A 25,950-nucleotide genomic window follows, 5' to 3' on the forward strand; every position below is an offset into this window, starting at 1 on the left:
CCAACAGTGACCTCATCAGGCGCGACAGTCTCTTCGCTGCCATCGCTCCCTTCGCCGTCCAGCGGCGACAAACCTGACCGGGAAGCCTCGGCTCTCGGCGGTTGGCCAGTGTTGATGCGACCTTCCTCGACGACGGGCTCCGCCTCCGCACATCTACAAGAAACGAGAACCGAACATGGCGAACGATGTCTCCGTCGGACCAGATCTCACCGATGAGGGCATCATCGGCCTTCCCGGACTGGCGAGCCGCTGGGTTCGACTGGCCGACGGCAGCCGAGCCCACTACGTGACGTGCGGCGACAAGGGCCCCGCGGTCATCCTCCTGCACGGCGGCATCGAGGGGTCGTCAGGATCCGCCGGCTGGCGCTGGACGGCGCCATTCCTCGGGGCCGACGGATTCCGTGTGTACTGCCCCGACCGCGTGTACTGCCCCGACCGCCCGGGCTTCGGGCTGGCGGACACCAGCAAGCCGGAGTAACGAAGGGACGGGGACCTGTGCGCGGGACCCTTCGAGGGCCGGCCGACGATCATCCTCACCACCAGAGGACGCAGGGTTCGCCTGCGGACCCGCACCTCGCGAGAGATCCCAGTGGCCGTACTGGAGCCCGTCCGGCAGCCCTGACCACCGCCAAGAAGTGGAGGGACTCACCGGTATCCGCAAGTAGGGTCACGTCATGGAGTTTCGAAATCTCGGCCGCAGCGGCCTGATGATCAGCGAGATCGCGTACGGCAACTGGCTCACCCACGGTTCCCAGGTCGAGGAGGACGCCGCCCTCGCCTGTGTGCGCGCCGCCCTCGACGCGGGGATCACCACCTTCGACACCGCCGACGTCTATGCGCAGACGCGAGCCGAGTCCGTCCTCGGCCGAGCTCTCAAGGACGAACGCCGGGAAGGCCTGGAGATCTTCACCAAGGTCTTCTTCCCGACCGGTCCGGGCCCCAACGACCGGGGCCTGGGCCGCAAGCACATCATGGAGTCCATCGACAACTCGCTGCGCCGGCTGCAGACCGACTACGTCGACCTGTACCAGGCGCACCGCTACGACGCCTCCGTCCCGCTGGAGGAGACCATGGAGGCGTTCGCCGATGTGGTCCGCTCCGGCAAAGCCCTGTACATCGGCGTCTCCGAGTGGACCCCCGAGCAGATTCGCAACGGTCACCAGCTCGCCCGGGAGCTGCACATCCCTCTGGTCTCCAGCCAGCCGCAGTACTCGATGCTGTGGCGTGTGATCGAGGACGAGGTCGTGCCGACCTGCGAGGAACTGGGCATCGGTCAGATCGTCTGGTCGCCCATCGCGCAGGGCGTCCTCACCGGCAAGTACGCACCGGGCGCCCCGCTGCCGGCCGGCAGCCGCGCCACCGACGAGAAGGGCGGCGCGAGCTTCGTCGGCCGGTTCCTGCAGGACGAGGTCCTGGAACGCGTCCAGCGCCTCAAGCCACTCGCCGAGCAGACCGGGCTGTCCCTGGCCCAGCTGGCCGTGGCCTGGGTCCTGCAGAACGCCAACGTCTCCGCCGCCATCATCGGCGCCTCCCGGCCCGAGCAGGTCGCGGAGAACGTCAAGGCGGCAGGGGTCAAGCTGGACGCCGAACTCATGAAGGCCATCGACGCGATCCTCGACCCGGTCGTGGAGCGCGACGCGGCCAAAGCCGGACGGGTCTGACGTTTCGCGCGCCGCCGTCTCGCCGCAGATGTGCGTGCCAGATCCGGCGTCTGCGGCATGACGGGCCGGACAGGTCCCGGTTGGCGACCTGGAGGTAGCCGTCGACCATGAAGGTCGGCATCCCGCCGATGGTTCCGGTGACGCGGACGCTGTCGAGCGACGACAGGTCGGCGGGCTGCCGTCGTGGCAACGGCAGCCCGCCGAGGCGGGCCAAGGGGCGGACCCGCTTGTCGCCGGTGCGGACGGCGACGGTCAGGGGCCAGGCGGCTGTGGATCCGCTGTCGCCCGGCGCGATGAGTTCGCCGAGCGCTCCGGGAAGCGAGCGGTGGGCCATGGACGGCCGCCTCGCAGGTGGTTGTTGCGGCCGCGCGTGAGCGGGCCACTGCCCATGCCCGGAGTCGAGGCAGGCGATGCGTACGGAATGATCAGCAGGCCGGCGTCGGAGACCGGCCGAGGCAGGCCGGGTGACTCACACATCCGGCTCGTTGGGATCGGCCTTCCGGTGACCCCAGTAGCTCGCCGAGTCGTAGCGGGCGTCTCGTCGTTGGTGTGCTTGCCGAAGGTCGCCGCGATGGGGGCCGCACCGTCCTGGACCTTGTCCCAGGCACGCCCTATGAGGTCGAGATCGTCGACCTCGAACATCAGGTGCCCGACGCCGGTCAGCCCGGGGATCGGGGCGAACGCGAACGAGTGATGGCGCTGGTTGGCGTGGAGGAACGTGCCGCTGAGGCCGGGGCCGAAGTCGATGAAGTCGCTCAGCTCGAAGCCCAGAAGCTCTTGGTACAGCTTGCTCTGGGCCGCGCCGTCCGTGGCGAACTGGAAGATGTGGCCCATCCCGCCCGCCCCGGTGACGAACCGGGCTCCGGTGGGCGAGACGAAGCGCTGCTTCGACTCCATCAGGCCCCAGAAGAGCTCCGGCCTCTGGCCCGCAGGGTCGTCGAATTCGACGAGCCCACTCACCTGCCGCTCCTTGATCGCGTCGGCGCCCGCCCGCTTGACGGAGTAGCCGTTGCTCTCCAGCAGCTCGGAGATCTCCGCCAGCTCCCGCGGGCCCTTCACCTCCCACCCGATCGCCGTGACGCCGTCCGCGGCGCCGCGACGGATGTCCAGGCGTCGAGATCGTGTGCCTCGACGACCCGTTCCAGACAAGTACAACCAGGAGACGAAGAACCTGTCGGCGACCTCCCCTGGTTCATCGCGCGCCCAGGTCGACGCGGACGGCCGCCGGGTGGCTGCCTTCGACCGTCCGTGACCCAGGAATCCGCCTCGTGTCAACGACGCCGCTGGTCGGGCCGCAGCTCGAAGTCGCCGTAGCTGTTGTCGACCGGGTTGACCGTGACCCCGGGGGCCACGATGTCGTCGATGGCGTCGAGCACGTCGGCCGGGAGCGTGACGTCGGCGGCGGGCAGGAACGCCTCCAACTGCTCCATGGTCCGCGGTCCGATGATCGCCGAGGTGACGCCGGGGTGGTTGATGACGAAGGCGACGGCGAGCTCGATGAGGGTGAGGCCGGCCTTCTCGGCCAGGGCGGCGAGCTGCTCGACGGCGTCGAGCTTGCGCTGGTTGGCCGGGGCGCTCATGTCGAAGCGGGCCGGGGGGCGTGCCGCCGAGACAGGCCCCTCGGAGGCGTTCTTGCGGTAGCGGCCCGAGAGCCAGCCGCCGGCGAGGGGGCTGTAGGTGAGGGTGCCCATGCCGTGCCGGCGCACCGTGGGCAGCACGTCCTCCTCGATGCCGCGGACCAGGATCGAGTACGGCGGCTGCTCGGTCACGAACCGCTCCAGGTGCCGCTCACGGGAGACCCACTGGGCCTCGACGATCTGGGAACCGGAGTACGAGGAAGAGCCGAGGTAACGGACCTTGCCCTGGCGCACGAGATCGGAGAGGGCGCCGAGGGTTTCCGAGACGTCGGTGTCCGGGCTGGGGCGGTGGACCTGGTAGAGGTCGATGTGATCCGTGCCCAGGCGCCGCAGGGAGTTCTCCACCGCGCGAATGATCCAGCGCCGTGAGCCGCCGCGCTGGTTGGGGTCGTCCTGGTCCATCGGCATGAAGAACTTGGTCGCCAGGAACACGTCCTCGCGCCGGCCCTTGAGCGCCTTGCCGACGATCTCCTCCGAGACACCGGCGGAGTAGACGTCCGCGGTGTCGACGAAGTTGATGCCCGCGTCGAGGGCGCGGTGGATGATCCGTACGGAGTCGGCCTCGTCCGCGTTGCCCCAGGGGCCGAACATCATCGCGCCCAGGCAGAGCGGGCTGACCTGGACGCCTGTGCGGCCGAGCGGTCGGTACTGCATGAAACGGTTCTCCTCGTTCGTGTGGTCAGTGGGTTCCGGACGCACGGTCAGTCGGTTCCGGAGGGGACGACCATGCCGGTGGTCGTCCAGCTGGCGAGGAGGCCGAGGGCCTCCTGCTCCGGAGAGTCCGGTTCCGGGGTGTAGAAGTTGAGGCGGAGGCCGGGGTCGGACGGCAGGTCCATCGCCTCGTAGGGCAGGGCGAGATCACCGACCAGCGGGTGGTGGAGGTTCTTCACGCCGGAGCGGTGGAACTTCACGTCGTGGCGTGCCCATCGGCGGGCGAAGTCGCCGCTCCTGGTCGTCAGTTCTCCGATCAGGTCGGTCAGCGCCTTGTCGTGCGGTGCCCGGCCTGTCTCGGTGCGCAGGAAGGCGACCGCGTCGTCCGCCCCCTTGTCCCAGTCGACCCAGAAGTCCTTGCTCGCGGGGTCCAGGAACATGAAACGGGCGCTGTTGACCGGCCCTCGCTGGACGAACAGCGGCGAGTCGAAGACCGGGGCGTACAGCGCGCGTCCCAGTGCGTTGGCGGCCACGATGTCGAAGCGGGCGTTGCGTACGAACGCCGGCACACCGGTCATCGAGTCCAGCAGCCGCAGGATCGTGGGCCGCACCCGGGAGGAGGTCACCGTGGTCCGCCGGCCCGACGGTGTCGATGCGCGGGCCAGGTCGTAGAGGTGGGTGCGCTCGGCCTCGTTGAGCTGCAGGGCGTGTGCGAGGGATTCGAGCACCGAGTCGGAGGCGCCGGAGAGGTTTCCGCGTTCGAGGCGGACGTAGTAGTCCACGCTCATGCCCGCGAGCAGGGCGACCTCCTCACGGCGTAGACCCGCGACGCGGCGGTTCCCGCCGTAGACCGGCAGTCCGGCCTGCTCCGGGGTGATCCGTGCCCGCCGGGTGCTCAGGAACTCGCGGACCTCGGCGGCCAGGTCCTTCTTGTCAGCGCCCGCCATCGTCGGACTCCGCACGGGTGTGCCGCGACGCTGCCGGAGGGCAGGACGCGAGGCGGATGGTGGCTTCGGCGGGGGCCAGGGACACGGGAACTCCTCCTGATCGGCGTGCATCTTGCGCCAGCCTCTTCACCGTAGGTCCGTGGGCCACGGCCTGCGAGGTACTGCCAGTACCTGGAAGAGCAGTGACTCCCACCTGCGGGCCCGCGCGCTGTTCCCTGGAGAAGACCGAGAGCGGGCCACCCGGAACCGGTCCCGGCTCCCCGACTCCGAACCGACCTGAAGGAACACCGTGCGCGCAGCACTCATGTACGAAGCCGGCGACGTCCGTGTCGGGCTTGTCGCCGACCCGGCCCTCAAGGAACCCACCGACGCCCTGGTCCGCATCACCGCCGCCTGCGTCTGTGGCAGCGACCTCCACCCGTATCGGACGATGTCCGGCTCCGACGGCCCGGTCCGGATGGGCCACGAGTTCATCGGCGTGGTCGAGGCGACCGGCAGCGCGGTCACCACGGTGCGGAAGGGCGACCTGGTCGTCGCTCCCTTCGCCTACTCGGACGGCACCTGCGCGTACTGCCGGGCCGGGCTGCAGACCTCCTGCGAACACGGCGGTTTCTGGGCCAGGAACGGCGTCGACGGCGGCCAGGGCGAGGCGGCCCGCGTGCCGCTGGCCGACGGCACTCTCGTCAGGCTCCCGGTGGGCGCCGACGACGCGCTCGTCCCCTCCCTGCTCACCCTCTCCGACGTCATGGGCACCGGCCACCACGCCGCCGTCCGCGGCGGAGTGCGGCGCGGCAGCACCGTCACCGTGATCGGGGACGGCGCGGTCGGCCTGCTCGCCGTGCTCGCCGCCAAGCGGCTCGGAGCGGAGAGGATCGTGCTCATGGGCAGGCACACCGCCCGCACCGACCTCGGCCGCGCGTTCGGCGCGACCGACGTGGTCGCCGAACGCGGCGGCGAAGGCATCGAGAAGGTGCGCGAGCTGACCGGCGGCGGCAGCCCGATCGTTCTCGAAGCGGTCGGTCACCGGCCCGCCTACGAGCAGGCGTACGGAGTGGTCCGCCCCGGCGGCACCATCAGCCGCGTGGGCGTGCCCCAGTACGAGGAGGCCCCGGTCGGCTTCGGCAGCCTCTTCGGCGGCAACATCACCCTCACCGGGGGCCCCGCCCCGGCCCGTGCCTACATCGACGAACTGCTGCCCGACGTGCTGGAGGGCCGCATCGAGCCCGGCCGGGTCTTCGACCGCACCGTCGCTCTCGACGAGGTCGCCGAGGGCTACCGGGCGATGGACGCGCGCGAGGCGCTCAAAGTGCTGGTACGGCCGTGAACAGGCAACCTTCGATCAGCACGGGCGACGCACCTGTGCGCCTCGGCGGCACCTCGTCCACCGTCCGGGCGATCTCCGGAACCGAAGCCGGAAAGCTGAGGAGGGGGCTGGTGACGCCATGACCACCACCGCCGTGCGGCGCGCACCGGTGCCCGGGGCGAAGCGGCCGGACGGGGCCCCGCTGACCTCCAGCGGTGTCGACGGCGTCGCCCCCGCGGACTCGGGCGCCGCCGCGGACTCGGGCGCCGCCTCGGGCCTGGTCAACACGGTGCACCAGATCGGCAGCGCGCTGAGCCTGAGCGTCCTGACCGCCGTGGCCGCCGCCGTCTCCACCGGACACACCGCCGCCGACATCGCGGCCCGCCCAGGCGCGGTGCTGACCGGCTCCGCCGTCCTGCTCGCGCCGGCACTCGTGGCCGTCTCGGCCCTCATCGTCCCCACCCGCATCCCCCACCACCCAAGGACACCCTGATGCAGACCCTCACCCTCAACAACGGCGTCCAGATGCCCGCCCTCGGACTCGGCGTCTTCCAGACCCCGCCCGACGAGAGCAGGGCGGCCGTGACGGCCGCCCTCGACCTCGGCTACCGGCACATCGACACCGCCGCCGCGTACGGCAACGAACGCGAGGTCGGGCAGGGCATCCGCGACTCCGCGGTCCCCCGCGACGAAATCTTCATCGAGACCAAGATCTGGATCAGCGACTACGGCTACGACGAGACCCTGCACGGCTTCGACAAGAGCGCCACGAAACTGGGTGTCGACCGGATCGACCTGCTCATCCTGCACCAAGCCCTGCCGTCGGACTTCGACAGGACCCTCGCGGCCTACCGCGCTCTGGAGAAGCTCCTGTCCGACGGCAAGGTCCGGGCCATCGGCGTCAGCAACTTCATGGTCGACCACCTGACCGCGCTGCTCGACGCCACCACCGTCGTCCCCGCCGTCAACCAGCTGGAGATCCACCCCTACTTCCAGCAGCGCGCCGTCCTCGCCTTCGACGACGAGCACGGCATCCTCAACCAGGCGTGGTCCCCCATCGGCGGGATCACCTTCTACCCGGGATACGGCGAGAACCGCAAGAGCGTCCTTGAGGACGCCGTCGTCACCGGCATCGCCGAGGCACACGGCAAGAGCCCGGCCCAGGTGCTGCTCCGCTGGGGCCTCCAGCACGGCCGCTCCGTGATCCCCAAGTCGACCAGGCGCCACCGGATCGCCGAGAACATCGACGTCTTCGACTTCCACCTCACAGCGGACGAGCTGAAGGCCCTCGACGCCCTGGAGACCGGCCGGCGCGGCGGCCCCGAGCCGGAGGCCGTCACCCTCGCGAACTACGGCCGCGCGATCCCGGAAGCCTGATTCTCCTCCCCCGTACCTGCGAACCCCGTTCCTACGACCTCGTACCTGCGAACCCGTGCCCGCGAACCCGTACCCGCGAAAAGGAATCACCCGTGTCCACCACCGTCAACGCGTTCGGCGCCCTCGAGGCGGGCCGGCCGCTCGCTCCCGTCACCATCGAGCGCCGTGACGTCGGCCCGCACGACGTCAAGCTCGACATCCTGTACTGCGGCATCTGCCACTCCGACATCAACTTCGTCGGCGGCGCGTTCGGCCCGCTGCCGACCAGCCCGCTCGTCCCCGGCCACGAGATCGTCGGCCGGGTCACCGAGGTCGGCTCCGAGGTCAGCCGTCACCAGGTCGGTGACCTGGTCGGTATCGGCTGCATGGTCAACTCCTGCCGCGTGTGCGAGAACTGCCGGGCCGGCCAGGAGCAGTACTGCCTCAAGGGTCACACCCTGGTCTTCGGCAGCCCCGACCCGGTCGAGTCCGGCGCCCACACCCAGGGCGGCTACTCCGAGGCGATCGTCGCACCCGAGGACTTCGTGGTCCGCGTGCCGGAAACCCTCGACCCGGCCGCTGCCGCTCCGCTGCTGTGCGCGGGCATCACCGTGTACGCCCCGCTCAAGCGGTTCGGCGCCCGGCGGGGCACCAGGGTCGCGGTCGTCGGCCTCGGCGGCCTGGGTCACCTCGGCGTGAAGATGGCCGCGGCCATGGGCGCCGACGTGACCGTCCTGTCCCAGTCCGGCAGCAAGCGCGAGGCCGCCGCGGCCCTGGGCGCCGACCACTACGCCGTGACCGGTGACGGCTCGGCGTTCACCGAGCTGGCCAACACCTTCGACATCATCCTCAACACCGTCAGCGCGCCCGTGAACCTCCCCGACTACCTCGGGATGCTGCGCCTGCACGGCACCATGGTGAACGTCGGAGTGACGACGGAGCCCATGCCGATGGACGTCTTCACCCTGTGCCAGAACGGCCGGTCCTACGTGGGCTCGCTGTTCGGCGGCGTCGCCGAGACCCAGGAGATGCTCGACTTCGCGGCCGAGCACGGGGTGACGGCCGACATCGAGCTGATCGGCGCGCGGGACATCAACACCGCCTACGAGCGGATCCTCGCCTCCGACGTCCGCTACCGGTTCGTGGTCGACGGCGCGACCTTCACCGATCCGAAAGCGTGACACGCACCCCGGACAACGCCCGGACAACACCCCACGGAAGGTGAGGATCATGACCGCCTGGAACGACTCGGATCTGAGGAAGGTCGGCGCGGTGGAGGAAGTGGACCTCGAGTCCGAACGCACCGACGGCACACTTCGCGTCCCGGTGACCATGTGGGTCGTACGGGCGGGCGATCACCTCTACGTCCGCTCGGTCAAGGGCGTCGACGGCCCCTGGTACCGGGGCACACGCTCGCGCCACCAGGGACGTATCGCGGCCGGAGGCGTCCGGGCCGACGTCGTCTTCCACGAAGCCGGTCCCGGCGAGTACGCCGCCGTGGATGCCGCCTACCGGGAGAAGTACGGCCGGTACACGAGCATCGTCGAGCACGTCCTGACCGACCGGGCCCGCGCCGCCACCCTGCGTCTCGACCCCCGCTGACCCGCGTTCGAGCGTCATCCGAGCGTCGAGAATCGCCTGCGGCGGCGGATCATCGTCACCCGCGCGATCGTCGCCACACCATGGAACCGCAGGTCAGGCCACCCTGGACGGGCAGGCCGTCGGCTCGACAGCCGGTTCCAGGATCGTCGCGCACTCCACGTGCGAGGTCATCGGGAACACGTCGACCGCAGCACCGCATGCCCTTGGACTGCCGGAGGCTCCCTCCGCAGCCGCTCGGGTTTCTCAGAGCTTTCCGCCGATCTCGCATGCCTGGCACGGCGGCCGGCCGCAGGTGCACTGCGTGATGGCCTCGAGGACGTCGCGATCGTGGTAGAGGCACTCGTCCTTGCAGGTGTGGCGCGGGATGAATCCTGCCGGGATCTCACCGGGCCACGGCTCGTGACCGTCCCGGCAGCGCGCGAAGCGCTCAGGGTCGGTGGAGTGCAGGTCGTGCATGCGCGACCGCGCCTCGTCCTCCAGTTCCCGCACTCGCTCCACCAGGCTCTTCAGCTCGGTGGCGATGCTGGAGTACCGGTCGGCGCCGGTCCTTACGTGTGCGGCCCGCAGGGCCATCGCTGCGTTGCCCAAAAACCGGCCGGCATCCTGAAGATCGGTCACGTGATGCAACTGAATGCCGTTCACGCCCCGGACCCATACGGCGTCCATGCTGCTCACTGATCCACCTTCCCGACGTTCGCCTTGATTATCTTGCGAAACAGTATGCGCGGCGCTGGTGCGTCCGCATAGAAAAAATCTGTCTGTTTAGCAAACTAAAGGTCTCGGCCGCGCCCCGCCAGCGAATTCGGTGGTGAGTCGGATCACAGGAGGCGTGGGCTCGCAACAGGCACGACATAGCCGAAGGTCCATTGCCCACTCATGTGGTGGATCTTCGGCTGCGTCTTCCCATGGATCTTCTGCTGATTTCCGCCGTCTGCAATTGAGCCGGAATTAACGGGGTTGGTTGCCTGTTGGTAAGGCGCCGACCAGAGGCGTCGCCATGCTTGGCGGCAGCAGCGTCGTTCCGGCTCGATATGCGCTATCCGGCGACCGTGTAGGAGCGGGCTCCTGTCCCGGCGAGCCCACCGCCGTCGACGATCAGGTACTCCGGGCGGATGGGGCGCCCGTCGAACCAGCATTCCAGGATCTCCCGGGTACCGGCGGCGTAGCGGGCCTGCGCCGAGAGGGTCGAACCGGAGACGTGCGGCGTCATCGCCTCGTACGGCATGGTGCGCCAGGGATGGTCGGGCGGTGGCGGTTGCGGATACCAGACGTCACCGGCGTAACCGGCCAGTTGGCCGCTGTTGAGGGCCCGCACCACGGCATCCCGGTCGACGATGAGCGCGCGTGCGGTGTTGACGATGTACGAACCGCGCTTCATGGCCCCGATCAGGTCGTCGTCGAAGAGGTTCTGCGTCTGTGGATGCAGCGGGGTGTGGATCGAGAGCACGTCGATCGAGGAGGCCAGCGAACGCACGTCGGGATGCCAGGTCAGCTCCAGTTCCTCTTCGACCTCCGTGGGCAGCCGGTGCACGTCGCAGTAGTGCAGCTTGACGTCGAACGGCTTGAGGCGGCGCAGTACCGCCTGGCCGATACGTCCGGAGCCGAGGACGCCGACGTCCATGCCCTCGATGTCGTAGGCGCGCGCGACGCTGTCGGCGATGTTCCAGCCCTTCTTGGCGGTCACCCAGTCGTGGGCCGGCATGTAGTTGCGCACCAGGGTGAGGATCTGCATGACGGCGTGCTCGGACACGCTGATGCTGTTGCTGAAGGTCACCTCCGCCACCGTCATGCCGTGGGCGATCGCGCTGGGCAGGTCTGTGTGGTCCGACCCGATCCCGGCTGTGATCGCGAGTTTGAGCCGGGGAGCGGAGGCGATCCGCTCGGGGGTCAGATAAGCGGGCCAGAAGGGCTGCGAGATCACCACGTCGGCGTCGGGCAGCTCGCGGTCCAGGGTGGAGTCCGGTGCTTCCTTGTCGCTGGTGACGACATAGGTGTCGCCTCGGTCCTCCAGGAACCGGCGTAGTCCCAGTTCTCCCGAGACGCAGCCGAGGAGCTGCCCCGGGGTGAAATCCACGGATTGTGGAGTCGGCGTTGTCTGACCGCCCGGATATCCGGCGATGACCGGAATCTCGTCGCGGGCGTAGTCGGGAGGATAACCGCCCACGGGGTCGGGATAGAGCACCGCAATGATCTTTGCCATGGCTGTCCTCCATCGGTGAGGCCTCCGCTCCGGCTGAACCGGACGGGTACCGATGATCACGAATTTTAGTTGAGCATGCGTCGACGCTGCAATCCCCGCGGATGCCATGGAGGGTGCGCCAGTGGATAGGGATGCGGATATTCGATGGGGCCCGCGCCGGGAGTTGGGGCGACAGAGCGTACCGATCCGTATTCTGTGCGGAGGCTTCTGATGCGGGCGGACGAATCCGGGCCCGAGAGGGAATCCCGAGGGCAGCGGTCGCGCTCGGCGGCGTTCTGGGCGGGGCGGCCCGTTACGGACTTGGACTGATGTTTCCTGCGCCTCGGGGGGCGTTTCCGTTGACGACGTTCGCCATCAACGTGTCCGGGGCGTTCCTGCTGGCGCTGCTGCTCGTGTATGTGCTCGAGATCTGGCCGCCGACCCGGTACGCGCGACCGTTCGCCGGCGTCGGCTTTCTCGGCGCCTTCACCACGTTCTCGACGTGGATGGTCGACACCGATCGCCTTCTGGGTCTCGGCCACTACGCGGTCCGGCGTTCAACGTCTTCGGCAGTCTGTTCGCCGGCCTGGCCGCGACCACTCTGGCCTGGCGATCGGCAGGATGCCCTGGCCCGGCAGGTGCGGCTCACCGCGCGGCACGGCCGCGTCCGCCGCTACGGCTGGTGGGTCCGGTGATCACCCTGCTCGCCGTCGGTGCCGCGGCCGCGGTCGGGGCAATCGCACGCTACGTGCTCGACCAGTACGTGCAGTACAGACGCCCGGCCCTGTTCCCGCGCGGCACGTGGCTCATCAACATCACCGGTTCGTTCGTGCTGGGCACGGAGATAGGCCTCGGCGCACGGCACGGGCTGCCGGAGCAGGCCGTACTCATTGCCGGCGTCGGATTCTGCGGCGGCTATACAACGTTCTCCACCTTCAGTTACGAATTGGTCCACCTGCGCGAGAAAGGACAGGTCGGAAGGTCCCTGCTGTACGGCACTTCAAGCCTCGTGGTGGGTCTGTCGGCGGCAGCGGCGGGGCTCGCCGTCGGGTCGCTCTGAGAAAGGTCAGGCACAGCCGTCGGCGACTTGACACGTAGATTTACGAGACGTCTCCTTGATAGTGAGGAACATGATGTGGCGCGCCTATCCGGGCACGCCGCACCCGCTCGGGGTTGGCCAGCGTCCACCGACATCCGGAGGCTGCTGATGGCAACCTACGAATATCTATGCAGCCACTGTGGGCCCTTCGATGTGAAGTTGGAAATCGGGACGGCGCCCAAGGTTTACGGTTGCCCTGTTTGCGCACTCACTGCGAGACGTGTGTATTCTTCGCCCGGTCTCTCGTTGACCTCTCATGCGGTCGCCGCTCTCCATCTCTCGGAGGAGCAGGCGCGTGAGGCCCCGGCAGTGGTCTCCCAAGTGCCGCCACGCAGAAGGGTGCCACGGCACCCGCACCCCGCACTCTCGCGGCTGCCGCGTCTCTGAGGGCGGTGGTCGAAGGCAGAACGTCTCATGCGGGTTTCGACGTCGCAACACGACATCGTTCCCGTAGTGGTGCGCGGAATTCGGAATCACGGAAGGCGCGCCGGGAGCCGAGCCGTATCCTCGGCAACTCATCGGTGGTCTGGGCGCCACGCGATTCCGCCCCCCACGCGGACTTAGGAGGTGTGTCCCCGTGGGAAACGTGGGACTGCTCTTTGTCGGTGCTGTTCTGTTCCTGAACGGGCTGTTGCTGCTGGGGAAGGCCGACGCCAAATCTGCAGCAGTGTTCAACCTCTTCGTGGGTGGGCTGCAGGTACTGACGCCGACCTACCTCATCTTCACGGCCGGCGATGACCCCATGAAGATTCTGGCGGCATCCGGCATCTACCTGTTCGGATTCACCTATCTGTATGTGGGAATTGTCCTGCTCGCCGACATCGACAACGTCTGCGTAGGCTACTACTCCCTCTTCGTGGCGATCGTCGCCCTAGGGTATTCGTTCGCCAATTTCCACCTCTTCAAGGACTACCCGTTCGGAGTCATCTGGCTCTACTGGTCCTTCCTGTGGTTCCTGTTCTTCCTGGCGCTCGGTCTCAAGAAGACAGGGCTGTCCACGTATGTGGGCTGGGTGACGGCGATCGAGGGCTGGGTCACCGGTGTCATTCCCGCGGCGCTGCTGCTGTCCGGCTACTGGAAGCACACCACGGAGATCGCCATCGCCCTCGGGGCCTTCGGTGTCGTCGTATTCGCGGCGCTGTGGCCGCTCACCAGGAAATCGCGGCAGCCTGCCACGGCTGGATCGGCCGGAGGTACGGGCGCAACGTCCTGACCGGATCAGAAATGAGGAGCTGTCATGCCCGAAAATCTCTTCAGCGTGGACCACAGCAAGTCGATGCGTGACCAAGCCGTGCCCGGCCACAACAGGTGGCACCCGGACGTACCCACCGTTGCCATGGTGAAGCCGGGAGCGGAGTTCCGCGTGGAGTGCCGCGACTGGACCGACTGCCAGGTCGGCAACAACGACAACGCCAACGACGTACGCGACATCGACCTGACCATCCCTCACATGCTCAGCGGACCGATAGGCGTGGAAGGTGCCGAACCCGGCGACCTGCTCGTCGTCGACATACTCGACCTCGGCCCCGTGCCGCAGCAGACCGGGGACGCGGCGGGCCAGGGCTGGGGCTACACCGGCATCTTCGCCAAGGCCAACGGCGGAGGCTTCCTGACCGACTACTTCCCTGACGCCTACAAGGCGGTATGGGACTTCCACGGACAGCAGGCCGTCTCCCGCCATCTTCCCGGGATCCGCTTCACCGGAATCACCCACCCCGGGCTGTTCGGAACCGCTCCTTCCACCGAGATGCTCGCCCGCTGGAACGCCCGCGAGAAGGCGCTGATCGACACCGACCCGAACCGGGTCCCCCCGCTCGCCGTACCGCCGGACGCCACCAACGCACTCGCCGGCACAGCCACCGGGGACCTCGCACGGCGCATCGGCGAGGAAGGCGCGCGCACGGTGCCGGCCCGCGAGAACGGAGGCAACCACGACATCAAGAACTTCACCCGGGGATCGAGGGTCTTCTACCCCGTACACGTCAAGGACGCGAAGCTGTCCGGCGGCGACCTGCACTTCAGCCAGGGCGACGGAGAGATCACCTTCTGCGGCGCCATCGAAATGGGCGGCTTCATCGACTTCCACGTCGACCTGATCAAGGGCGGCATGGAGACGTATGGCATCTCCACCAACCCCGTGTTCATTCCGGGCAACGTCGAGCCGAGGTACACGGAGTTCATGACCTTCATCGGGATCTCCGTCGACCACGACACGGACACGAACTACTACCTGGACGCGACACTGGCCTACCGCCGTGCCTGCCTCAACGCCGTCGAGTACTTCAAGAAGTTCGGCTACAGCGGAGAGCAGGCCTACCTGCTGCTCGGCTCCTCCCCCATAGAGGGGCGCATCAGCGGCATCGTCGACATCCCCAACGCCTGCTGCTCGCTGTACGTGCCCACCGCCATGTTCGACTTCGACGTGCGGCCGACCTCCGCCGGCCCGACGAAGGCCGACCGCGGCGAGTGCGCGCTGACCACGACCTGAACCGGACGACGAGGGTTGCGTGCCCTCACACAGGAGCGCGAAGGCGGCTCCGCCGAACGACACATCAGGGGCGTCACCGAAACCTTCGGTGACGCCCCATACCTGGACCTGTTACTCCTTCGGCCGGTCATCGGAGCTGCTGTGGGGGCCCGCTTGTCGTCCGGGTGGGGCTGTCAGCGGCATCCTTCTGCGCGTGGTGACGCTCTGCCAGGCAGAGCGGCCGAACGGATTGGCGTCGGAGCCTGCCCGGGTTCCCGGACCCGGTGGGCGGATCGCCGCGCCCACCGCGCCGTGCGCGCGTCAGCCGAACCCGTGGGCGCCGAGCTCGGCGTAGCGCGCGGACAGCTCGGCCATGTCGCGTTCCGCTCCCTCCCGCAGCCAGCGCCCGTACATCCCGGCCGCCTCACCCTTCTCCAGGACGTGGCCCGCGACCCCCGCGGCCAGCGAGCCCGCCGTCCAGCCCGACAGGAGGGCCCGCAGCACCCCGTGCGACGAGGCGGGGTCCAGCAGGGCGCCCGCGTCCCCGGCCACGAACCAGCCCGGCCCGGCGGCCCTCGGGCACAGCCGCCAGCTGACGTCCGCGGACCGGGCCGGGCCCTCGGGCACGAGGCCCGCGAACTCCTCGGGGGGCCCGCCGCGCGGCCGCCCCTGCTCCGGTACGAAGTCCAGCCGCATCCACTGGTACCGGCCGCGGCCCACCCGCGCGGTCCATGTCCAGCCGGAGCGGTCCGCGGCGATCGCGGGAGCCGCGTCGCGCTGCGGGCAGGACCCGGCCGCGTAGCCGTACCGGATCAGCAGCCGTGGCGAGCGCGGCGGGGCGATCAGGCCGAGGGCGCGGCTCAGCCAGCGGGCGCGGCCCGTCGCGTCGATCACGATACGGGTACGCAGCGGCGTGGCCGTCCCGGCCAGCCGGACCCCGGTCACCGCGTCGTCCTCCACCACCGGTTCCCGTACCCGGCAGCCGAGGCGGACCTCCGCGCCCGCCTCCCGGGCCCGGTCCAGCAGCAGCGCGTCCAGCCGTCGGCGGTCCACCTGGAAGCCGTGCCAGGGCCCGCTGTCGTCCCGCCCGAACGGCTGGAACCGGGGCTCCGTGCCCCACCCGACCGTGATCCCCTCGTGCCGGGCTCCGACGGCGTCCGCGAATCCGCCGGGCAGCAGCCGGGCCAGCAGGGTCTCGGCGCCCGGGTGCAGGGCCTCGCCCGGGCGGGCCACGGGTGCGGCCAGGCGTTCGGCGAGCACGGTCCGCAGCCCGGCGGACGCGCAGACGATCGCCGCCGCGCATCCGGCGGGCCCGCCCCCGGCGATCAGGACGTCGGCGTCGGTACGGAGGTGTCGCGCGTCCACGGGCCTTCGTCCCTTCGCAGCAGTACCGTACGGCCGTCGGTGTAGGCCGCGACGTCCTCGGCGATCTCCACCAGCACCTTCTGGATGCTGCCGGGGTCGCGGCTCTCGGCCCCGGGCCGGTAGACCCGGAACCGGTACCGCCGCGGTCCGGCCAGGCGGCCTCCGGCGGACCGTTCGGCCTCCGCGAGTCCCGAGTCGCCCGCCTCCACCGGGGTGAACGACAGAACCGCCCACGCCGACTTGGCCTTCAGGATCTCGATCACCGCCCGGTCCCCGAACCGGGTGACGAACTCCGGGTCGTGGATGCCGAGGCTCCAGTAGACCGCCGACATCGCCAGCACTCGTGCCTTGGTCTCGGCGAGGTCCACACGGGCGGTGAGGTACGCGGTGAGCCGGTCCTGGCCGGTGATGTAGTCGGCCCGGTCGATGTCCTGATACGCGACCACCGCCCGGCCGCCGACGGCCCGGACCTCGGGTCCCCTGATCCCGTCCCACGGCAGCCGGCCCAGTCCCCTGACCTCCTCCATGCCGATCTCGGCATCGGTCAGCGGCACGATCGTCGGCCACGGGTAGGGGAAACCGGATGCGTGCTTGAGCGGGGTGAAGGTCCGCGTCGCGTCCGGTGCCACGGCGGGCCAGTAACTGCCCAGTGCGGCGCAGAGTTTGGCGTCCTCCAGGAACGGCGTGCCGAGGCTGTACGCCTGCATGAAGCGCTGGAGCGGGGCCCCGGGCTCGTTGTAGACCAGCCCCTGGCTCACCTCCCAGCCCGGGTCGGTCACCCCGGCCGCCGCGTCGGGGAGGCCCGAGTACCGGCCGCGGGCGTCGTCGGGCAGGGGGCGGGCCACCGGGTCACCGGGCGCGGGCTGCCCGACCACCGCGGTGAGGGTGTCGTCGTAGATGTCGAAGCCTTTGGGCAGGGTGATGTCGCCGGCGAAGCGGAACTCCGAAAGCGGCCGCGGCGGCAGGACCCACAGGGCGTCCCGGGTCTCCTCGGGCACCGAGGTGCGCCACCACACGGCCAGGTCGTGCTGGTTGACGCAGGGGAAGAAGTCGGGGGGCGCGACGCTGCAGAAGGCGGGCTTGAAGGTGTCGATCTCCGCCGCGAGTTGCGGGCACTGGACGGAGACGAAGCCGTCCCCGGCGAAGTCGATCCAGTTTGGGACGCGGGGGGTACGCGCGCGACGCGGCATTGCCGCCTAATGGGTCAGCCCGTTGCCGCGCCGGGTTGGCTGTGGGGGTGTCCTGGCCCGGCATCAACCGTCTGGAGCAGCGGCGCGGCCGCCCGCCGGGAGCGTGCGGGCTGGTCCTGCGCGACGGCCGCCGCCTCGGGCGATCGTCGGCCTCCCCCGGTACAGGCCGACTGCCCACAGCCTCGCCAGGTGCTGGAGGGGGGCGACCGCCCGGTCGTCACCGGCCGCGCGCCCCCGACGTAACTCGCGTCCTCGTGGAAACATGGCAACGGGCCGTACGCGCACCAGGCCGCACCCGTCGGGAGGAGACGCCATGACGGCCGGCAGTACACCACCGGCACCTCCACCGCCGCGGTCGAACCCGGACTCCGTGGTCGACTGCGCCCTGTACGAACACGGCAAGCGCCGACCGGGCCTCCTCCCCCTCCACCAGGCGATGACGGCCTGCCACGCCACCCCGGACAGCTTCGTCTGGATCGGCCTGCACGAACCCACCGAGGACCAGCTCCAGACCGTCGCGCGCGCCTTCGGCCTGCACCCCCTGGCGGTCGAGGACGCCCTCGAGGCCCATCAGCGCCCCAAGCTGGAACGCTACGACGACACCCTCTTCCTCGTCATGAGGACCGCCGTCTACCTCGAGCACGAACACCTCACGGCCACCAGCGAGATCGTCGACACCGGCGAGATCATGGTCTTCATGGGAGAGGGCTTCATCGTCGTCGTACGACACGGCCCCTCCCGCCGGCTCACGGGCGTCCGCCGCGCCCTGGAGAGCCGTCCCGAACTGCTCGCGCACGGCCCCGCCGCCGTCCTGCACGCGATCGCCGACACCGTCGTCGACCAGTACCTCGAGGTCGTCACCGCCGTCGAGACGGACGTGGACGAAGCAGAGGGCTCCACGTTCGCGCCCCAGCAGGCCCACGACATCCGCCGCGTCTACCAGCTCAGACGCGAGCTCCTGCAGCTTCGCCGCGCGGTGGCCCCGCTCGCGGGGCCGATGCGGGAGCTCGCCGGAGGCCGGCTGCCCGGCGTGGACAAGGACGTCGCCACGTACCTCCGCGACGTCAGCGACCACCTCACCCAGGCCGTCGAACGCATCACGACGCTCTGCGAGGTGACCGACACCGCCCTGGCCCTCACCCTCGCGCAGACCGGCGTCCAGCAGAACTCCGACATGCGCCGCATCAGCGCCATCGGCGCCCTCATCGCCGTACCCATCGGCATCGTGGGCGTCTACGGCATGAACTTCGACCACATGCCCGAACTCCACTGGACCTTCGGCTACCCCCTGGTGATCCTCGGCATCATCGTCATCTGCGCCGTGATCTACCGGGCCTTCCGACGCAACGGCTGGCTGTGAACGGCGTCAGCGCTGAGCAAGGCCAAAAGGCGGCGCGTCGTTGCGGTGACCTGGCCGAGCGGCGCTCGATCTGCCGGTGCGCGCCCTGGTCGCGACGCGGCGTTCCGGTCGGCATGTCCGCAGGCGCCATCCCTTAGGCGCCCGCTGACCAGGCATCCTCCTGCCCATCAGCGTCGCGTTATGGGTCGGGGGCAGCGCGTCAAGCATCCGTCAGTGAGGGGCCCCGTACCCGGTCGGGCGGGCATAGCTTCATCGAAGCGCCCGGCCGATCCGACCGGGCGGCGCACGTCGCCTTCTTCGAGGAGCAGCAACCATGTCTCCAGTCGAGCATTCCGAGGACCCGGAGCCTTCCGAACGCTTCCCGGCCGGACTTCTCTTCGTTCCTGTCCGGTCGGGGCCCGCGGGCTGTACGGCCCGGTTCTTCCGCACCCCGCTGGGCGGCCGTACGGCCGTCGGCTTCACCTCGGCGGCCAAGCTCACCGCCACTCTCGGCACGGACCAGGCCTGCATCCGGCTCTCCGAACCCGCACTGCGCGCCCTCGCCGCGCCCCTGGGCGTCACCGCCCTCACCGTCGACCCGCAGTTCTCCGCCCCCTCCGCCGACCGCACCGCGGCCACGGCCCGTGAACGCGAGAACTCCTGGCGCCGCTGGCATCCCCAGCACGTCGGCGCCCTGCGGGTGACCGGCGCCGCCGCCGTCGTCGCGTGCCTGAACCTGCTGATCGGCTGAGGAGGCGTCATGTCCATTCAGGAACTGCCCGCGCAGGAACAGATCGCGCAGGAACCGCCTGTTCAGGATCCGTCCGATCAGGAACTGCACCGGGCACCCGGGGCCGACAGCCCCGGCGAAGGAGCAGCCCGCGTCGACGCACGCGACGCCGAAGGCCTCTCCGTCTGGCCCCGCTCCGCCCGCCCCGAACCCCACGGGGACGTCTCCGTCGGCGGTGTCTCCCTCGCTGAGGCCGCCGACCGCTTCGGCACCCCCCTCTACGTCCTCGACGAACAGGAGGTCCGCGAGCGCTGCCGCGCCTACCGCACCGCGTTCCCCGACGCCGACATCGTCTACGCCGCCAAGGCGTTCCTGTGCCGGGCCATGGCCCACTGGGTCCAGGAGGAAGGCCTCGGTCTGGACGTCTGCTCCGCCGGGGAACTCGCGCTCGCCGTCACCACCGGCTTTCCGCCCGAGAAGATCGTGCTGCACGGCAACGCCAAGAGCCCCGAGGACCTGAGCACCGCGCTGCGCCTCGGTGTCGGTCGCATCGTCGTGGACAGCACCTCCGAGATCGCCCGGCTCGCCGCGATCACACCCCCCGGCACCCGCCAGCCCGTCATGGTGCGCGTGGTCCCCGGCATCGTCGCCGGCGGACACGCCAAGGTACGCACCGGCACCGACGACCAGAAGTTCGGCCTGTCCCTCACCGACGGCTCCGCACAGCACGCCGTCACCCGGATACTCGACCAGCCGCACCTCGAACTCGTCGGCCTGCACTGCCACATCGGGTCGCAGGTCGCCACCGTGAAACCGTACGTCGCCGCCGTACGACGCATGACCGGACTGCTCGCCCGCATCCGCGACCAGCACGGCATCACCCTCCCCCAGCTGAACATCGGCGGCGGCCACGCCATCGCCTACCGCCCCGGCGAGGAAAGCCTGAACATCTCCGTCCTGGCCGGACGGGTCCGCGCCGAACTGGAGGACGGCTGCGCCCGCGCCGGGCTGCCCGTGCCCCGGCTCACCCTGGAGCCCGGCCGGGCCGTCGTCGGCCCCGCCGGCGTCGCCGTCTACCGGGTACTGGCCGTCAAGCGCACCGGCTCCCACACCTTCGTCGCCGTCGACGGCGGCATGAGCGACAACCCCAGACCCGCGCTGTACGGAGTGCGATACGCACCCCGGCTCATCGGCCGCCCCTCCTGCGCACCGCCCCGCCTCGTCACCGTCGTCGGCCGGCACTGCGAAGCCGGCGACATCCTCGCGGACGAAGTGGCCCTCCCCGGCGACGTACACCCCGGCGACCTCCTCGCCGTCCCCGCGGCCGGCGCTTACCACCTGTCCATGGCCTCCGGCTACAACCTCGTCGGCCGCCCACCCGTGGTCGCCGTGTCCGACGGCATCGCGCGCGTGCTCGTACGACGTGAATCGCTGGACGACATGAGCCGCCGGGACGTCGGACTGTAGCGCCGAGTTCCTTCCCCGGACCTCCGCCGAGCTCCCGCTCGGCGGAGGGCTGCCCCCTGCGCAGCACTCGCAGTCCGAAAGATCAGTAAATGTCCCCTATCTGTATACCTCTATGTGTGAGGACGAGGTCTCGATGACCGTCGAAAACACCGTCGGCCTGATCGTGGCCGTCTCCCTGCTCGCCTACCTGATCGTCGCCCTGATCAAGCCGGAGAAGTTCTGATGTCCGCTCCCGTCGAGACCCGGCCCGCGCCCGTACCGGACTCCCCTCCGCCGGGCCCGGAACAACCGCGCCGGGTCGGCGCCGGAATGCTCGATCCGACGCAGCTGTGGCGCGCGCTCCCCCAGGCGCTGCGCAAGCTGAATCCGGTCACCCTGTTCCGTAACCCGGTCATGTTCGTGACCGAGGTCGGTGCCGCGCTGACCACGGGTGTCGCGGTGGTCCACCCCAGCCTCTTCGGGTGGCTGATCACCGGCTGGCTGTGGCTGACGGTGGTCTTCGCCAACCTCGCCGAGGCCGTGGCCGAGAGCCGCGGCAAGGCACAGGCCGACTCGCTGCGCAGGACCCGGCAGCAGACCACCGCCTGGCGGCTCGCGGGCTGGGAGCCCGGGGCGCCTCAGGACGCCTACCTCGAAGAGGCCGTCGCCGCGTCCGAGTTGAGGCGCGGCGACATCGTGTCCGTACCGGCCGGGGAGCTGATCCCCGGCGACGGCGACGTCATCCAGGGCGCGGCGAGCGTCGACGAGTCGGCGATCACCGGTGAGTCCGCGCCGGTCATCCGCGAGTCGGGCGGCGACCGCAGCGCGGTCACCGGCGGCACTCGGGTGCTCTCCGACCACCTCGTCGTCCGGATCACCCAGCAGCCCGGGGAGAGCTTCCTCGACCGGATGATCACCCTGGTCGAGGGCGCCAACCGGCAGAAGACCCCCAACGAGCTGGCGCTGAACCTGCTGCTGGTCATGCTGACCTTCGTCTTCCTGGTCGCGGTCGTGACCCTGCAACCGATGGCGATCTTCTCCAAGGACGCGATGGCCGCCGCGCACGACACCGCGGCCCTGACCTCGAACGGCGTCACCGCCATCGTGCTGGTCTCGCTGCTCGTCTGTCTGATCCCGACCACGATCGGCGCGCTGCTCTCGGCGATCGGCATCGCGGGCATGGACCGGCTGGTGCAGCGCAACGTCCTTGCCATGTCCGGCAGGGCGGTCGAGGCGGCCGGTGACGTCAACACCCTGCTGCTCGACAAGACCGGCACGATCACCTTCGGCAACCGGCGGGCGAGCGCGTTCCTGCCGGTCGGTGCGGTCCCCATGGAGCGGCTGGCGCAGGCCGCGCTCCTTTCCAGCTTGGCCGACGAGACGCCCGAGGGCCGTTCCATCGTCGAGTTCGCCTACGAGAAACACGAGTTGACCGAGCGGGTCGCGAACGGCGCCGAGTGGGTGCGCTTCACCGCCGCCACCCGCATGTCGGGAGTCGACCTTCCCAGCGGGCAACGGCTGCGCAAGGGCGCGGCGGCATCGGTCGCGGCCTGGGTGCGCGAGCAGGGCGGCGAGGTTCCGCTCGCGCTGGAGGCGATCGTCCAGCAGGTCTCCGCTTCGGGCGGCACGCCGCTGGCCGTGGCGCAGTCCACGCACGGCGGCCGGGCCGAGGTACTCGGCGTCGTCCACCTCAAGGACGTCGTCAAGCCGGGTCTGCGTGAACGCTTCGACGAACTGCGCCGGATGGGCATCCGTACGGTGATGATCACCGGCGACAACCCGGTGACCGCCAAGGCGATCGCCGAGGAGGCGGGCGTCGACGACTTCCTGGCCGAGGCCACGCCCGAGGACAAGCTGGAGCTGATCAAGCGGGAGCAGGCCGGTGGTCACCTCATCGCGATGACGGGCGACGGCACGAACGACGCACCGGCGCTCGCGCAGGCGGACGTGGGCGTCGCGATGAACACGGGTACGTCGGCCGCCAAGGAGGCCGGCAACATGGTCGACCTCGACTCCGACCCCACGAAGATCATCGAGATCGTCGAGATCGGCAAGCAACTCCTCATCACCCGGGGCGCGCTCACGACCTTCTCGATCGCCAACGACATCGCCAAGTACTTCGCGATCCTGCCCGCGATGTTCGCCGCGGTGTACCCGGGGCTCGACCGGCTCAACATCATGGCTCTGCACTCGCCGCTGTCCGCGATCCTCTCCGCGGTCGTCTTCAACGCGGTGGTCATCGTGGCGCTGATCCCGCTCGCCCTGCGCGGTGTCCGCTACCGGCCTTCCTCAGCCTCGGCCCTGCTCACCCGCAACCTGTGGATCTACGGACTCGGCGGCGTGATCGCCCCGTTCCTGGCCATCAAGTTCATCGACTTCGCCCTCGTCCAGTTCATCCCGGGGATCTGACCATGACACGCATCCCGCACTGGCTCGCCCAGCACATCGCAGCACTCCGGGTGGTCCTCGTCCTGACTCTCCTGACCGGCCTGGCCTATCCGCTGGCCATGGTGGCGGCGGCCCAGGTCCGCGGACTCGACGGCACGTCGGAGATCGCCGGCGCCGACGGCAAACCGGCCGGATCCTCGCTCATCGGCCAGTCCTTCACCGACGCCAAGGGCAACCCCGTCAAGAAGTACTTCCAGTCCCGGCCCTCCAACGCCGGTACGGGATACGACGCCACGGCATCGGGGGCCGGCAACCAGGGCCCCGAGTCCGTCGTCGACACCCAGGACAAGCCGAGCCTGCTCACCCTGGTGTGCGGGCGCAGCAAGGCGGTCGGCGACCTCGAAGGCGTCGACGGTTCACGCCCGTACTGCACGGACGACGGCGTCGGGGCGGTCCTCGGCGTCTTCCACGCGGGCGGCACGAGCGGTCGTGTCACCAAGGTGGTCAGCCTCGACCAGGCCTGCCCCGCGCGGCCGTTCCTCGCCTCGTACGAGGGAGTTCGTGTCTCCTGCGCGAAGCCCGGCGCGGACTACAGCCACGGCGTGACCGTCCCCGTGCGTGGCGACGCCCCGGCGAACCCGGTCGTCCCCGCCGACGCGGTCACCGCGAGCGGCAGCGGCCTCGACCCGCACATCAGCCCGGCGTACGCGAAGCTCCAGGCGCCGCGCGTCGCACATGAGCGCGGCGCGAGCGTGGCCGACGTACGGGCGCTGATCGCGAAGTACACCACCGGGCGTGCGCTCGGTGTGCTCGGCGAGCCGGGCGTCAATGTCCTCGAGCTGAACATCGCGCTCGACCGTAAGTACCCGACGACCGCGACAACCGCGTCGTCTCCTAAGCAGGGAGCCTGATCATGGCGGCCTGGATCCAGGCATCGATCATTCTCGCCGTGGTCGTGGGGCTGCACGTCCCGCTCGGCGACTACATGGCCCGCGCGCTCGACGGCGGGAAGCACTGGCGGGGCGAGAAGGCTCTCTACCGCGTCTGCGGCATCGACCCGGACAAGGAGCAGACCTGGCGGCACTACCTGACCGCTCTGCTCGCCTTCTCCGTCATGAGCGTCGCGGCGCTCTTCGCCCTGTTCACCCTGCAGGGCAAGCTGCCCTGGTCGACGGGGCACGAGGGCATGCCGTGGCGGCTCGCGCTGCACACCGCCGTCTCCTTCACGACCAACACCAGCTGGCAGAACTACGCCGGTGAGTCCACCACCGGACATCTCGCCGTCATGGCGGGCCTGGGCGTGCAGGCGTTCGCGTCGGCGGCGGTCGGTATCTGCGTGGCTCTCACGCTGGTCCGGGGTCTGGTCCGGCGGTCCACGGACGACCTCGGCAACTTCTGGGTCGACCTGCTGCGCACGATCTTCCGCATCCTGGTCCCGATGGCGGTCGTCAGCGGCCTGATCCTGATGGCGGGCGGTGTCATCCAGAGCCTCGGCGGCGGACACACCGTCACCACGGTCGCGGGTGCCAAGCAGACGATCCTCGACGGGCCGGTGGGCTCCTGGGAGCCGGTCAAGCTGTTCACCGGTGACGGCGGTGGCGTCTTCAACGCCAACAGCGCCCACCCCTTCGAGAACCCGAGCGCCTGGACCAACGCCTTCGAGATCGTGCTGATGCTGCTCGTCCCGACGGCCTGCGTGCGCATGTTCGGCCGGATGATCGGCAGCCTGAAGCAGAGCTGGACCCTGCTCACGGTCGTCGGCATCCTCTTCGGCCTGCTCGTCGCCGCGGGCACACTCGCGCAGAGCGCCCACACCGGCACGGTCACCCAGGCGGTCGGCGGACCGTACGAGGGCACCGAGACCCGCTTCGGCGTCCCCGGCTCGACACTCTTCGGCGTGGGGGCCACGGGTTCCGCGGACGGCGCGGCCAACTCCTCGTACGACAGCTTCTCCAGTCTCGGCGGCAGTGTGCTGCTGTCCGCGATGATGCTCGGTGAGATCGCTCCCGGCGGCACCGGCAGCGGGCTCTACGGCCTGATCATGGTGGTCCTGGTGGCCGTCTTCATCGGCGGTCTGATGGTCGGCCGCACGCCCGAGTACCTGCGCAAGCGGATCGGGTACGGGGAGATGCGGTGGGTCGTCGTGTACGCGCTGATCCCGCCGACCGTGATCCTCACGTGCACGGGTGTCGCGCTCGCCTTCGGCGACGGCCAGACCTCCATGGGGAACCCTGGAGCACACGGCCTGACCGAACTCATCTACGCGTACACCAGCAATACCAACAGCAACGGCAGTGCGATGGCCGGTTTCAACGGCGCCACCGACTTCCACAACCTGCTGATGGTGTTCGCGATGTCGGCAGGGCGGTATCTCCCGATGGTCGCCGTGCTGGCCCTGGCCGGTCGCCTCGCCAAGCAGCAGCCGGGCGTCGTCACGGTCGGCACGCTGCGCGCCCAGGGCGTCAACTTCGTCGTCCTGGCCACCGCCGCGGCCGTCGTCCTGGCACTGCTCAACTTCCTTCCGGCACTGTCCCTCGGCACCCTCGCGGACGGACTGCTGTAGCGGCCCGAGCACCGGCTGAGCCTGCGA

The 25,950-nt window shown here is 69.7% G+C and carries 26 protein-coding genes; 19 read left to right on the forward strand and 7 right to left on the reverse strand.

Translation table 11 applies throughout. From position 1 onward, the window contains the following. Positions 1-175: 175 nt before the first annotated feature. Both ACZ7M2_RS16825 and ACZ7M2_RS16830 read left to right on the forward strand, forming a co-directional pair. On the forward strand, positions 176-478 hold the full coding sequence (locus ACZ7M2_RS16825; RefSeq protein ID WP_471595863.1) for an alpha/beta fold hydrolase: 303 nt from the start codon (positions 176-178) through the stop codon (positions 476-478). Between the two features lie 196 nt (positions 479-674). After that, positions 675-1,661 (forward strand): aldo/keto reductase family protein, encoded by a 987-nt coding sequence (locus tag ACZ7M2_RS16830; RefSeq protein ID WP_471595864.1) that lies wholly within the window; start codon positions 675-677, stop codon positions 1,659-1,661. A 252-nt stretch (positions 1,662-1,913) separates the two neighbouring features. Here ACZ7M2_RS16830 and ACZ7M2_RS16835 read toward each other — a convergent pair whose 3' ends face one another. From ACZ7M2_RS16835 to ACZ7M2_RS16845, 3 genes are all read right to left on the reverse strand, one after another. Next, on the reverse strand, positions 1,914-2,720 hold the full coding sequence (locus ACZ7M2_RS16835; RefSeq protein WP_471595865.1) for a VOC family protein: 807 nt from the start codon (positions 2,718-2,720) through the stop codon (positions 1,914-1,916). Between the two features lie 212 nt (positions 2,721-2,932). Continuing rightward, a complete protein-coding gene (locus tag ACZ7M2_RS16840; protein ID WP_471595866.1) occupies positions 2,933-3,952 on the reverse strand; it encodes an aldo/keto reductase in 1,020 nt (339 codons plus the stop codon). Positions 3,953-3,999: 47 nt separating this feature from the next. Beyond that, on the reverse strand, positions 4,000-4,896 hold the full coding sequence (locus ACZ7M2_RS16845; protein WP_471595867.1) for a helix-turn-helix transcriptional regulator: 897 nt from the start codon (positions 4,894-4,896) through the stop codon (positions 4,000-4,002). A 289-nt stretch (positions 4,897-5,185) separates the two neighbouring features. On the opposite strand from ACZ7M2_RS16845, the gene ACZ7M2_RS16850 reads away from it, so the two are divergent. The 5 genes from ACZ7M2_RS16850 (at position 5,186) to ACZ7M2_RS16870 (ending at position 9,157) form a co-directional block, all read left to right on the forward strand. Further along, positions 5,186-6,220, forward strand: a complete 1,035-nt coding sequence (locus ACZ7M2_RS16850; RefSeq protein WP_471595868.1) for an alcohol dehydrogenase catalytic domain-containing protein — start codon at positions 5,186-5,188, stop codon at positions 6,218-6,220. Positions 6,221-6,338: 118 nt separating this feature from the next. After that, positions 6,339-6,692: a hypothetical protein gene (locus ACZ7M2_RS16855; protein ID WP_471595869.1), complete on the forward strand. Its 354-nt coding sequence runs from the start codon at positions 6,339-6,341 to the stop codon at positions 6,690-6,692. Beyond that, positions 6,692-7,576: an aldo/keto reductase gene (locus ACZ7M2_RS16860; protein WP_471595870.1), complete on the forward strand. Its 885-nt coding sequence runs from the start codon at positions 6,692-6,694 to the stop codon at positions 7,574-7,576. The genes ACZ7M2_RS16855 and ACZ7M2_RS16860 overlap by 1 nt, the downstream gene beginning before the upstream one ends. Before the next feature lie 92 nt (positions 7,577-7,668). Next, positions 7,669-8,736: an NAD(P)-dependent alcohol dehydrogenase gene (locus tag ACZ7M2_RS16865; RefSeq protein WP_471595871.1), complete on the forward strand. Its 1,068-nt coding sequence runs from the start codon at positions 7,669-7,671 to the stop codon at positions 8,734-8,736. Between the two features lie 49 nt (positions 8,737-8,785). Further along, the gene (locus ACZ7M2_RS16870) at positions 8,786-9,157 is read left to right on the forward strand and encodes a DUF2255 family protein (protein WP_471595872.1); all 372 of its coding nucleotides are present in this window, start codon (positions 8,786-8,788) and stop codon (positions 9,155-9,157) included. Between the two features lie 243 nt (positions 9,158-9,400). Here the strand turns inward: ACZ7M2_RS16870 and ACZ7M2_RS16875 are convergent, their stop codons facing one another. Then, positions 9,401-9,823: a hypothetical protein gene (locus ACZ7M2_RS16875; protein WP_352053317.1), complete on the reverse strand. Its 423-nt coding sequence runs from the start codon at positions 9,821-9,823 to the stop codon at positions 9,401-9,403. A gap of 370 nt (positions 9,824-10,193) precedes the next feature. After that, the gene (locus ACZ7M2_RS16880; protein ID WP_471595873.1) at positions 10,194-11,357 is read right to left on the reverse strand and encodes an NAD-dependent formate dehydrogenase; all 1,164 of its coding nucleotides are present in this window, start codon (positions 11,355-11,357) and stop codon (positions 10,194-10,196) included. Positions 11,358-11,665: 308 nt separating this feature from the next. Here ACZ7M2_RS16880 and ACZ7M2_RS16885 point away from each other — a divergent pair, with 308 nt between their 5' ends. From ACZ7M2_RS16885 to fmdA, 5 genes are all read left to right on the forward strand, one after another. Beyond that, positions 11,666-12,031, forward strand: a complete 366-nt coding sequence (locus tag ACZ7M2_RS16885; RefSeq protein WP_471595874.1) for a FluC/FEX family fluoride channel — start codon at positions 11,666-11,668, stop codon at positions 12,029-12,031. Beyond that, a complete protein-coding gene (gene crcB / locus ACZ7M2_RS16890) occupies positions 12,028-12,396 on the forward strand; it encodes a fluoride efflux transporter CrcB (protein WP_471595875.1) in 369 nt (122 codons plus the stop codon). Before ACZ7M2_RS16885 ends, crcB begins: the two co-directional genes overlap by 4 nt. A gap of 147 nt (positions 12,397-12,543) precedes the next feature. Further along, complete coding sequence (locus ACZ7M2_RS16895) at positions 12,544-12,822, forward strand: FmdB family zinc ribbon protein (RefSeq protein ID WP_352053306.1); 279 nt, start codon at positions 12,544-12,546, stop codon at positions 12,820-12,822. A 190-nt stretch (positions 12,823-13,012) separates the two neighbouring features. Further along, complete coding sequence (locus ACZ7M2_RS16900) at positions 13,013-13,648, forward strand: AmiS/UreI family transporter (RefSeq protein WP_471595876.1); 636 nt, start codon at positions 13,013-13,015, stop codon at positions 13,646-13,648. Positions 13,649-13,672: 24 nt separating this feature from the next. Next, positions 13,673-14,923 (forward strand): formamidase, encoded by a 1,251-nt coding sequence (gene fmdA / locus ACZ7M2_RS16905; protein WP_471595877.1) that lies wholly within the window; start codon positions 13,673-13,675, stop codon positions 14,921-14,923. A 300-nt stretch (positions 14,924-15,223) separates the two neighbouring features. Here the strand turns inward: fmdA and ACZ7M2_RS16910 are convergent, their stop codons facing one another. Together ACZ7M2_RS16910 and ACZ7M2_RS16915 are read right to left on the reverse strand one after the other, a co-directional pair. Beyond that, complete coding sequence (locus ACZ7M2_RS16910) at positions 15,224-16,267, reverse strand: NAD(P)/FAD-dependent oxidoreductase (protein ID WP_471595878.1); 1,044 nt, start codon at positions 16,265-16,267, stop codon at positions 15,224-15,226. Beyond that, positions 16,228-17,457, reverse strand: coding sequence for a hypothetical protein (locus ACZ7M2_RS16915; RefSeq protein WP_471595879.1), 1,230 nt, complete (start codon positions 17,455-17,457; stop codon positions 16,228-16,230). Before ACZ7M2_RS16915 ends, ACZ7M2_RS16910 begins: the two co-directional genes overlap by 40 nt. A gap of 313 nt (positions 17,458-17,770) precedes the next feature. Here ACZ7M2_RS16915 and ACZ7M2_RS16920 point away from each other — a divergent pair, with 313 nt between their 5' ends. The 7 genes from ACZ7M2_RS16920 to kdpA all read left to right on the forward strand — a co-directional run bounded on the left by ACZ7M2_RS16920 (position 17,771) and on the right by kdpA (position 25,923). Beyond that, complete coding sequence (locus ACZ7M2_RS16920; protein ID WP_471595880.1) at positions 17,771-18,817, forward strand: magnesium and cobalt transport protein CorA; 1,047 nt, start codon at positions 17,771-17,773, stop codon at positions 18,815-18,817. Positions 18,818-19,130: 313 nt separating this feature from the next. Beyond that, positions 19,131-19,547 (forward strand): SAV_915 family protein, encoded by a 417-nt coding sequence (locus tag ACZ7M2_RS16925; protein WP_470056408.1) that lies wholly within the window; start codon positions 19,131-19,133, stop codon positions 19,545-19,547. A gap of 9 nt (positions 19,548-19,556) precedes the next feature. Next, complete coding sequence (lysA, locus tag ACZ7M2_RS16930) at positions 19,557-20,993, forward strand: diaminopimelate decarboxylase (protein ID WP_471595881.1); 1,437 nt, start codon at positions 19,557-19,559, stop codon at positions 20,991-20,993. Between the two features lie 133 nt (positions 20,994-21,126). Beyond that, a complete protein-coding gene (gene kdpF / locus ACZ7M2_RS16935) occupies positions 21,127-21,216 on the forward strand; it encodes a K(+)-transporting ATPase subunit F (RefSeq protein WP_101913836.1) in 90 nt (29 codons plus the stop codon). Beyond that, positions 21,216-23,381, forward strand: a complete 2,166-nt coding sequence (kdpB, locus tag ACZ7M2_RS16940) for a potassium-transporting ATPase subunit KdpB (RefSeq protein ID WP_471595882.1) — start codon at positions 21,216-21,218, stop codon at positions 23,379-23,381. The genes kdpF and kdpB overlap by 1 nt, the downstream gene beginning before the upstream one ends. A 2-nt stretch (positions 23,382-23,383) precedes the next feature. After that, positions 23,384-24,271 (forward strand): potassium-transporting ATPase subunit C, encoded by an 888-nt coding sequence (locus ACZ7M2_RS16945; protein ID WP_471595883.1) that lies wholly within the window; start codon positions 23,384-23,386, stop codon positions 24,269-24,271. A gap of 2 nt (positions 24,272-24,273) precedes the next feature. Then, positions 24,274-25,923, forward strand: a complete 1,650-nt coding sequence (kdpA, locus tag ACZ7M2_RS16950) for a potassium-transporting ATPase subunit KdpA (protein ID WP_471595884.1) — start codon at positions 24,274-24,276, stop codon at positions 25,921-25,923. The last annotated feature ends 27 nt before the right edge of the window (positions 25,924-25,950 follow it).

It is taken from the genome of Streptomyces sp. NPDC111507, assembly GCF_055638955.1.

What these genes read in the sequence shown, in the direction of transcription:
- ACZ7M2_RS16825 (WP_471595863.1), top strand. Translation starts at nt 176, where the DNA reads ATGGCGAACGATGTCTCCGTCGGACCAGATCTCACCGATGAGGGCATC.
- ACZ7M2_RS16830 (WP_471595864.1), top strand. Translation starts at nt 675, where the DNA reads ATGGAGTTTCGAAATCTCGGCCGCAGCGGCCTGATGATCAGCGAGATC.
- ACZ7M2_RS16840 (WP_471595866.1), bottom strand. Translation starts at nt 3,952, where the DNA reads ATGCAGTACCGACCGCTCGGCCGCACAGGCGTCCAGGTCAGCCCGCTC.
- ACZ7M2_RS16845 (WP_471595867.1), bottom strand. Translation starts at nt 4,896, where the DNA reads ATGGCGGGCGCTGACAAGAAGGACCTGGCCGCCGAGGTCCGCGAGTTC.
- ACZ7M2_RS16855 (WP_471595869.1), top strand. Translation starts at nt 6,339, where the DNA reads ATGACCACCACCGCCGTGCGGCGCGCACCGGTGCCCGGGGCGAAGCGG.
- ACZ7M2_RS16860 (WP_471595870.1), top strand. Translation starts at nt 6,692, where the DNA reads ATGCAGACCCTCACCCTCAACAACGGCGTCCAGATGCCCGCCCTCGGA.
- ACZ7M2_RS16870 (WP_471595872.1), top strand. Translation starts at nt 8,786, where the DNA reads ATGACCGCCTGGAACGACTCGGATCTGAGGAAGGTCGGCGCGGTGGAG.
- ACZ7M2_RS16875 (WP_352053317.1), bottom strand. Translation starts at nt 9,823, where the DNA reads ATGGACGCCGTATGGGTCCGGGGCGTGAACGGCATTCAGTTGCATCAC.
- ACZ7M2_RS16880 (WP_471595873.1), bottom strand. Translation starts at nt 11,357, where the DNA reads ATGGCAAAGATCATTGCGGTGCTCTATCCCGACCCCGTGGGCGGTTAT.
- ACZ7M2_RS16885 (WP_471595874.1), top strand. Translation starts at nt 11,666, where the DNA reads ATGTTTCCTGCGCCTCGGGGGGCGTTTCCGTTGACGACGTTCGCCATC.
- ACZ7M2_RS16895 (WP_352053306.1), top strand. Translation starts at nt 12,544, where the DNA reads ATGGCAACCTACGAATATCTATGCAGCCACTGTGGGCCCTTCGATGTG.
- fmdA (WP_471595877.1), top strand. Translation starts at nt 13,673, where the DNA reads ATGCCCGAAAATCTCTTCAGCGTGGACCACAGCAAGTCGATGCGTGAC.
- ACZ7M2_RS16915 (WP_471595879.1), bottom strand. Translation starts at nt 17,457, where the DNA reads ATGCCGCGTCGCGCGCGTACCCCCCGCGTCCCAAACTGGATCGACTTC.
- ACZ7M2_RS16920 (WP_471595880.1), top strand. Translation starts at nt 17,771, where the DNA reads ATGACGGCCGGCAGTACACCACCGGCACCTCCACCGCCGCGGTCGAAC.
- ACZ7M2_RS16925 (WP_470056408.1), top strand. Translation starts at nt 19,131, where the DNA reads ATGTCTCCAGTCGAGCATTCCGAGGACCCGGAGCCTTCCGAACGCTTC.
- lysA (WP_471595881.1), top strand. Translation starts at nt 19,557, where the DNA reads ATGTCCATTCAGGAACTGCCCGCGCAGGAACAGATCGCGCAGGAACCG.
- kdpF (WP_101913836.1), top strand. Translation starts at nt 21,127, where the DNA reads ATGACCGTCGAAAACACCGTCGGCCTGATCGTGGCCGTCTCCCTGCTC.
- kdpB (WP_471595882.1), top strand. Translation starts at nt 21,216, where the DNA reads ATGTCCGCTCCCGTCGAGACCCGGCCCGCGCCCGTACCGGACTCCCCT.
- ACZ7M2_RS16945 (WP_471595883.1), top strand. Translation starts at nt 23,384, where the DNA reads ATGACACGCATCCCGCACTGGCTCGCCCAGCACATCGCAGCACTCCGG.
- kdpA (WP_471595884.1), top strand. Translation starts at nt 24,274, where the DNA reads ATGGCGGCCTGGATCCAGGCATCGATCATTCTCGCCGTGGTCGTGGGG.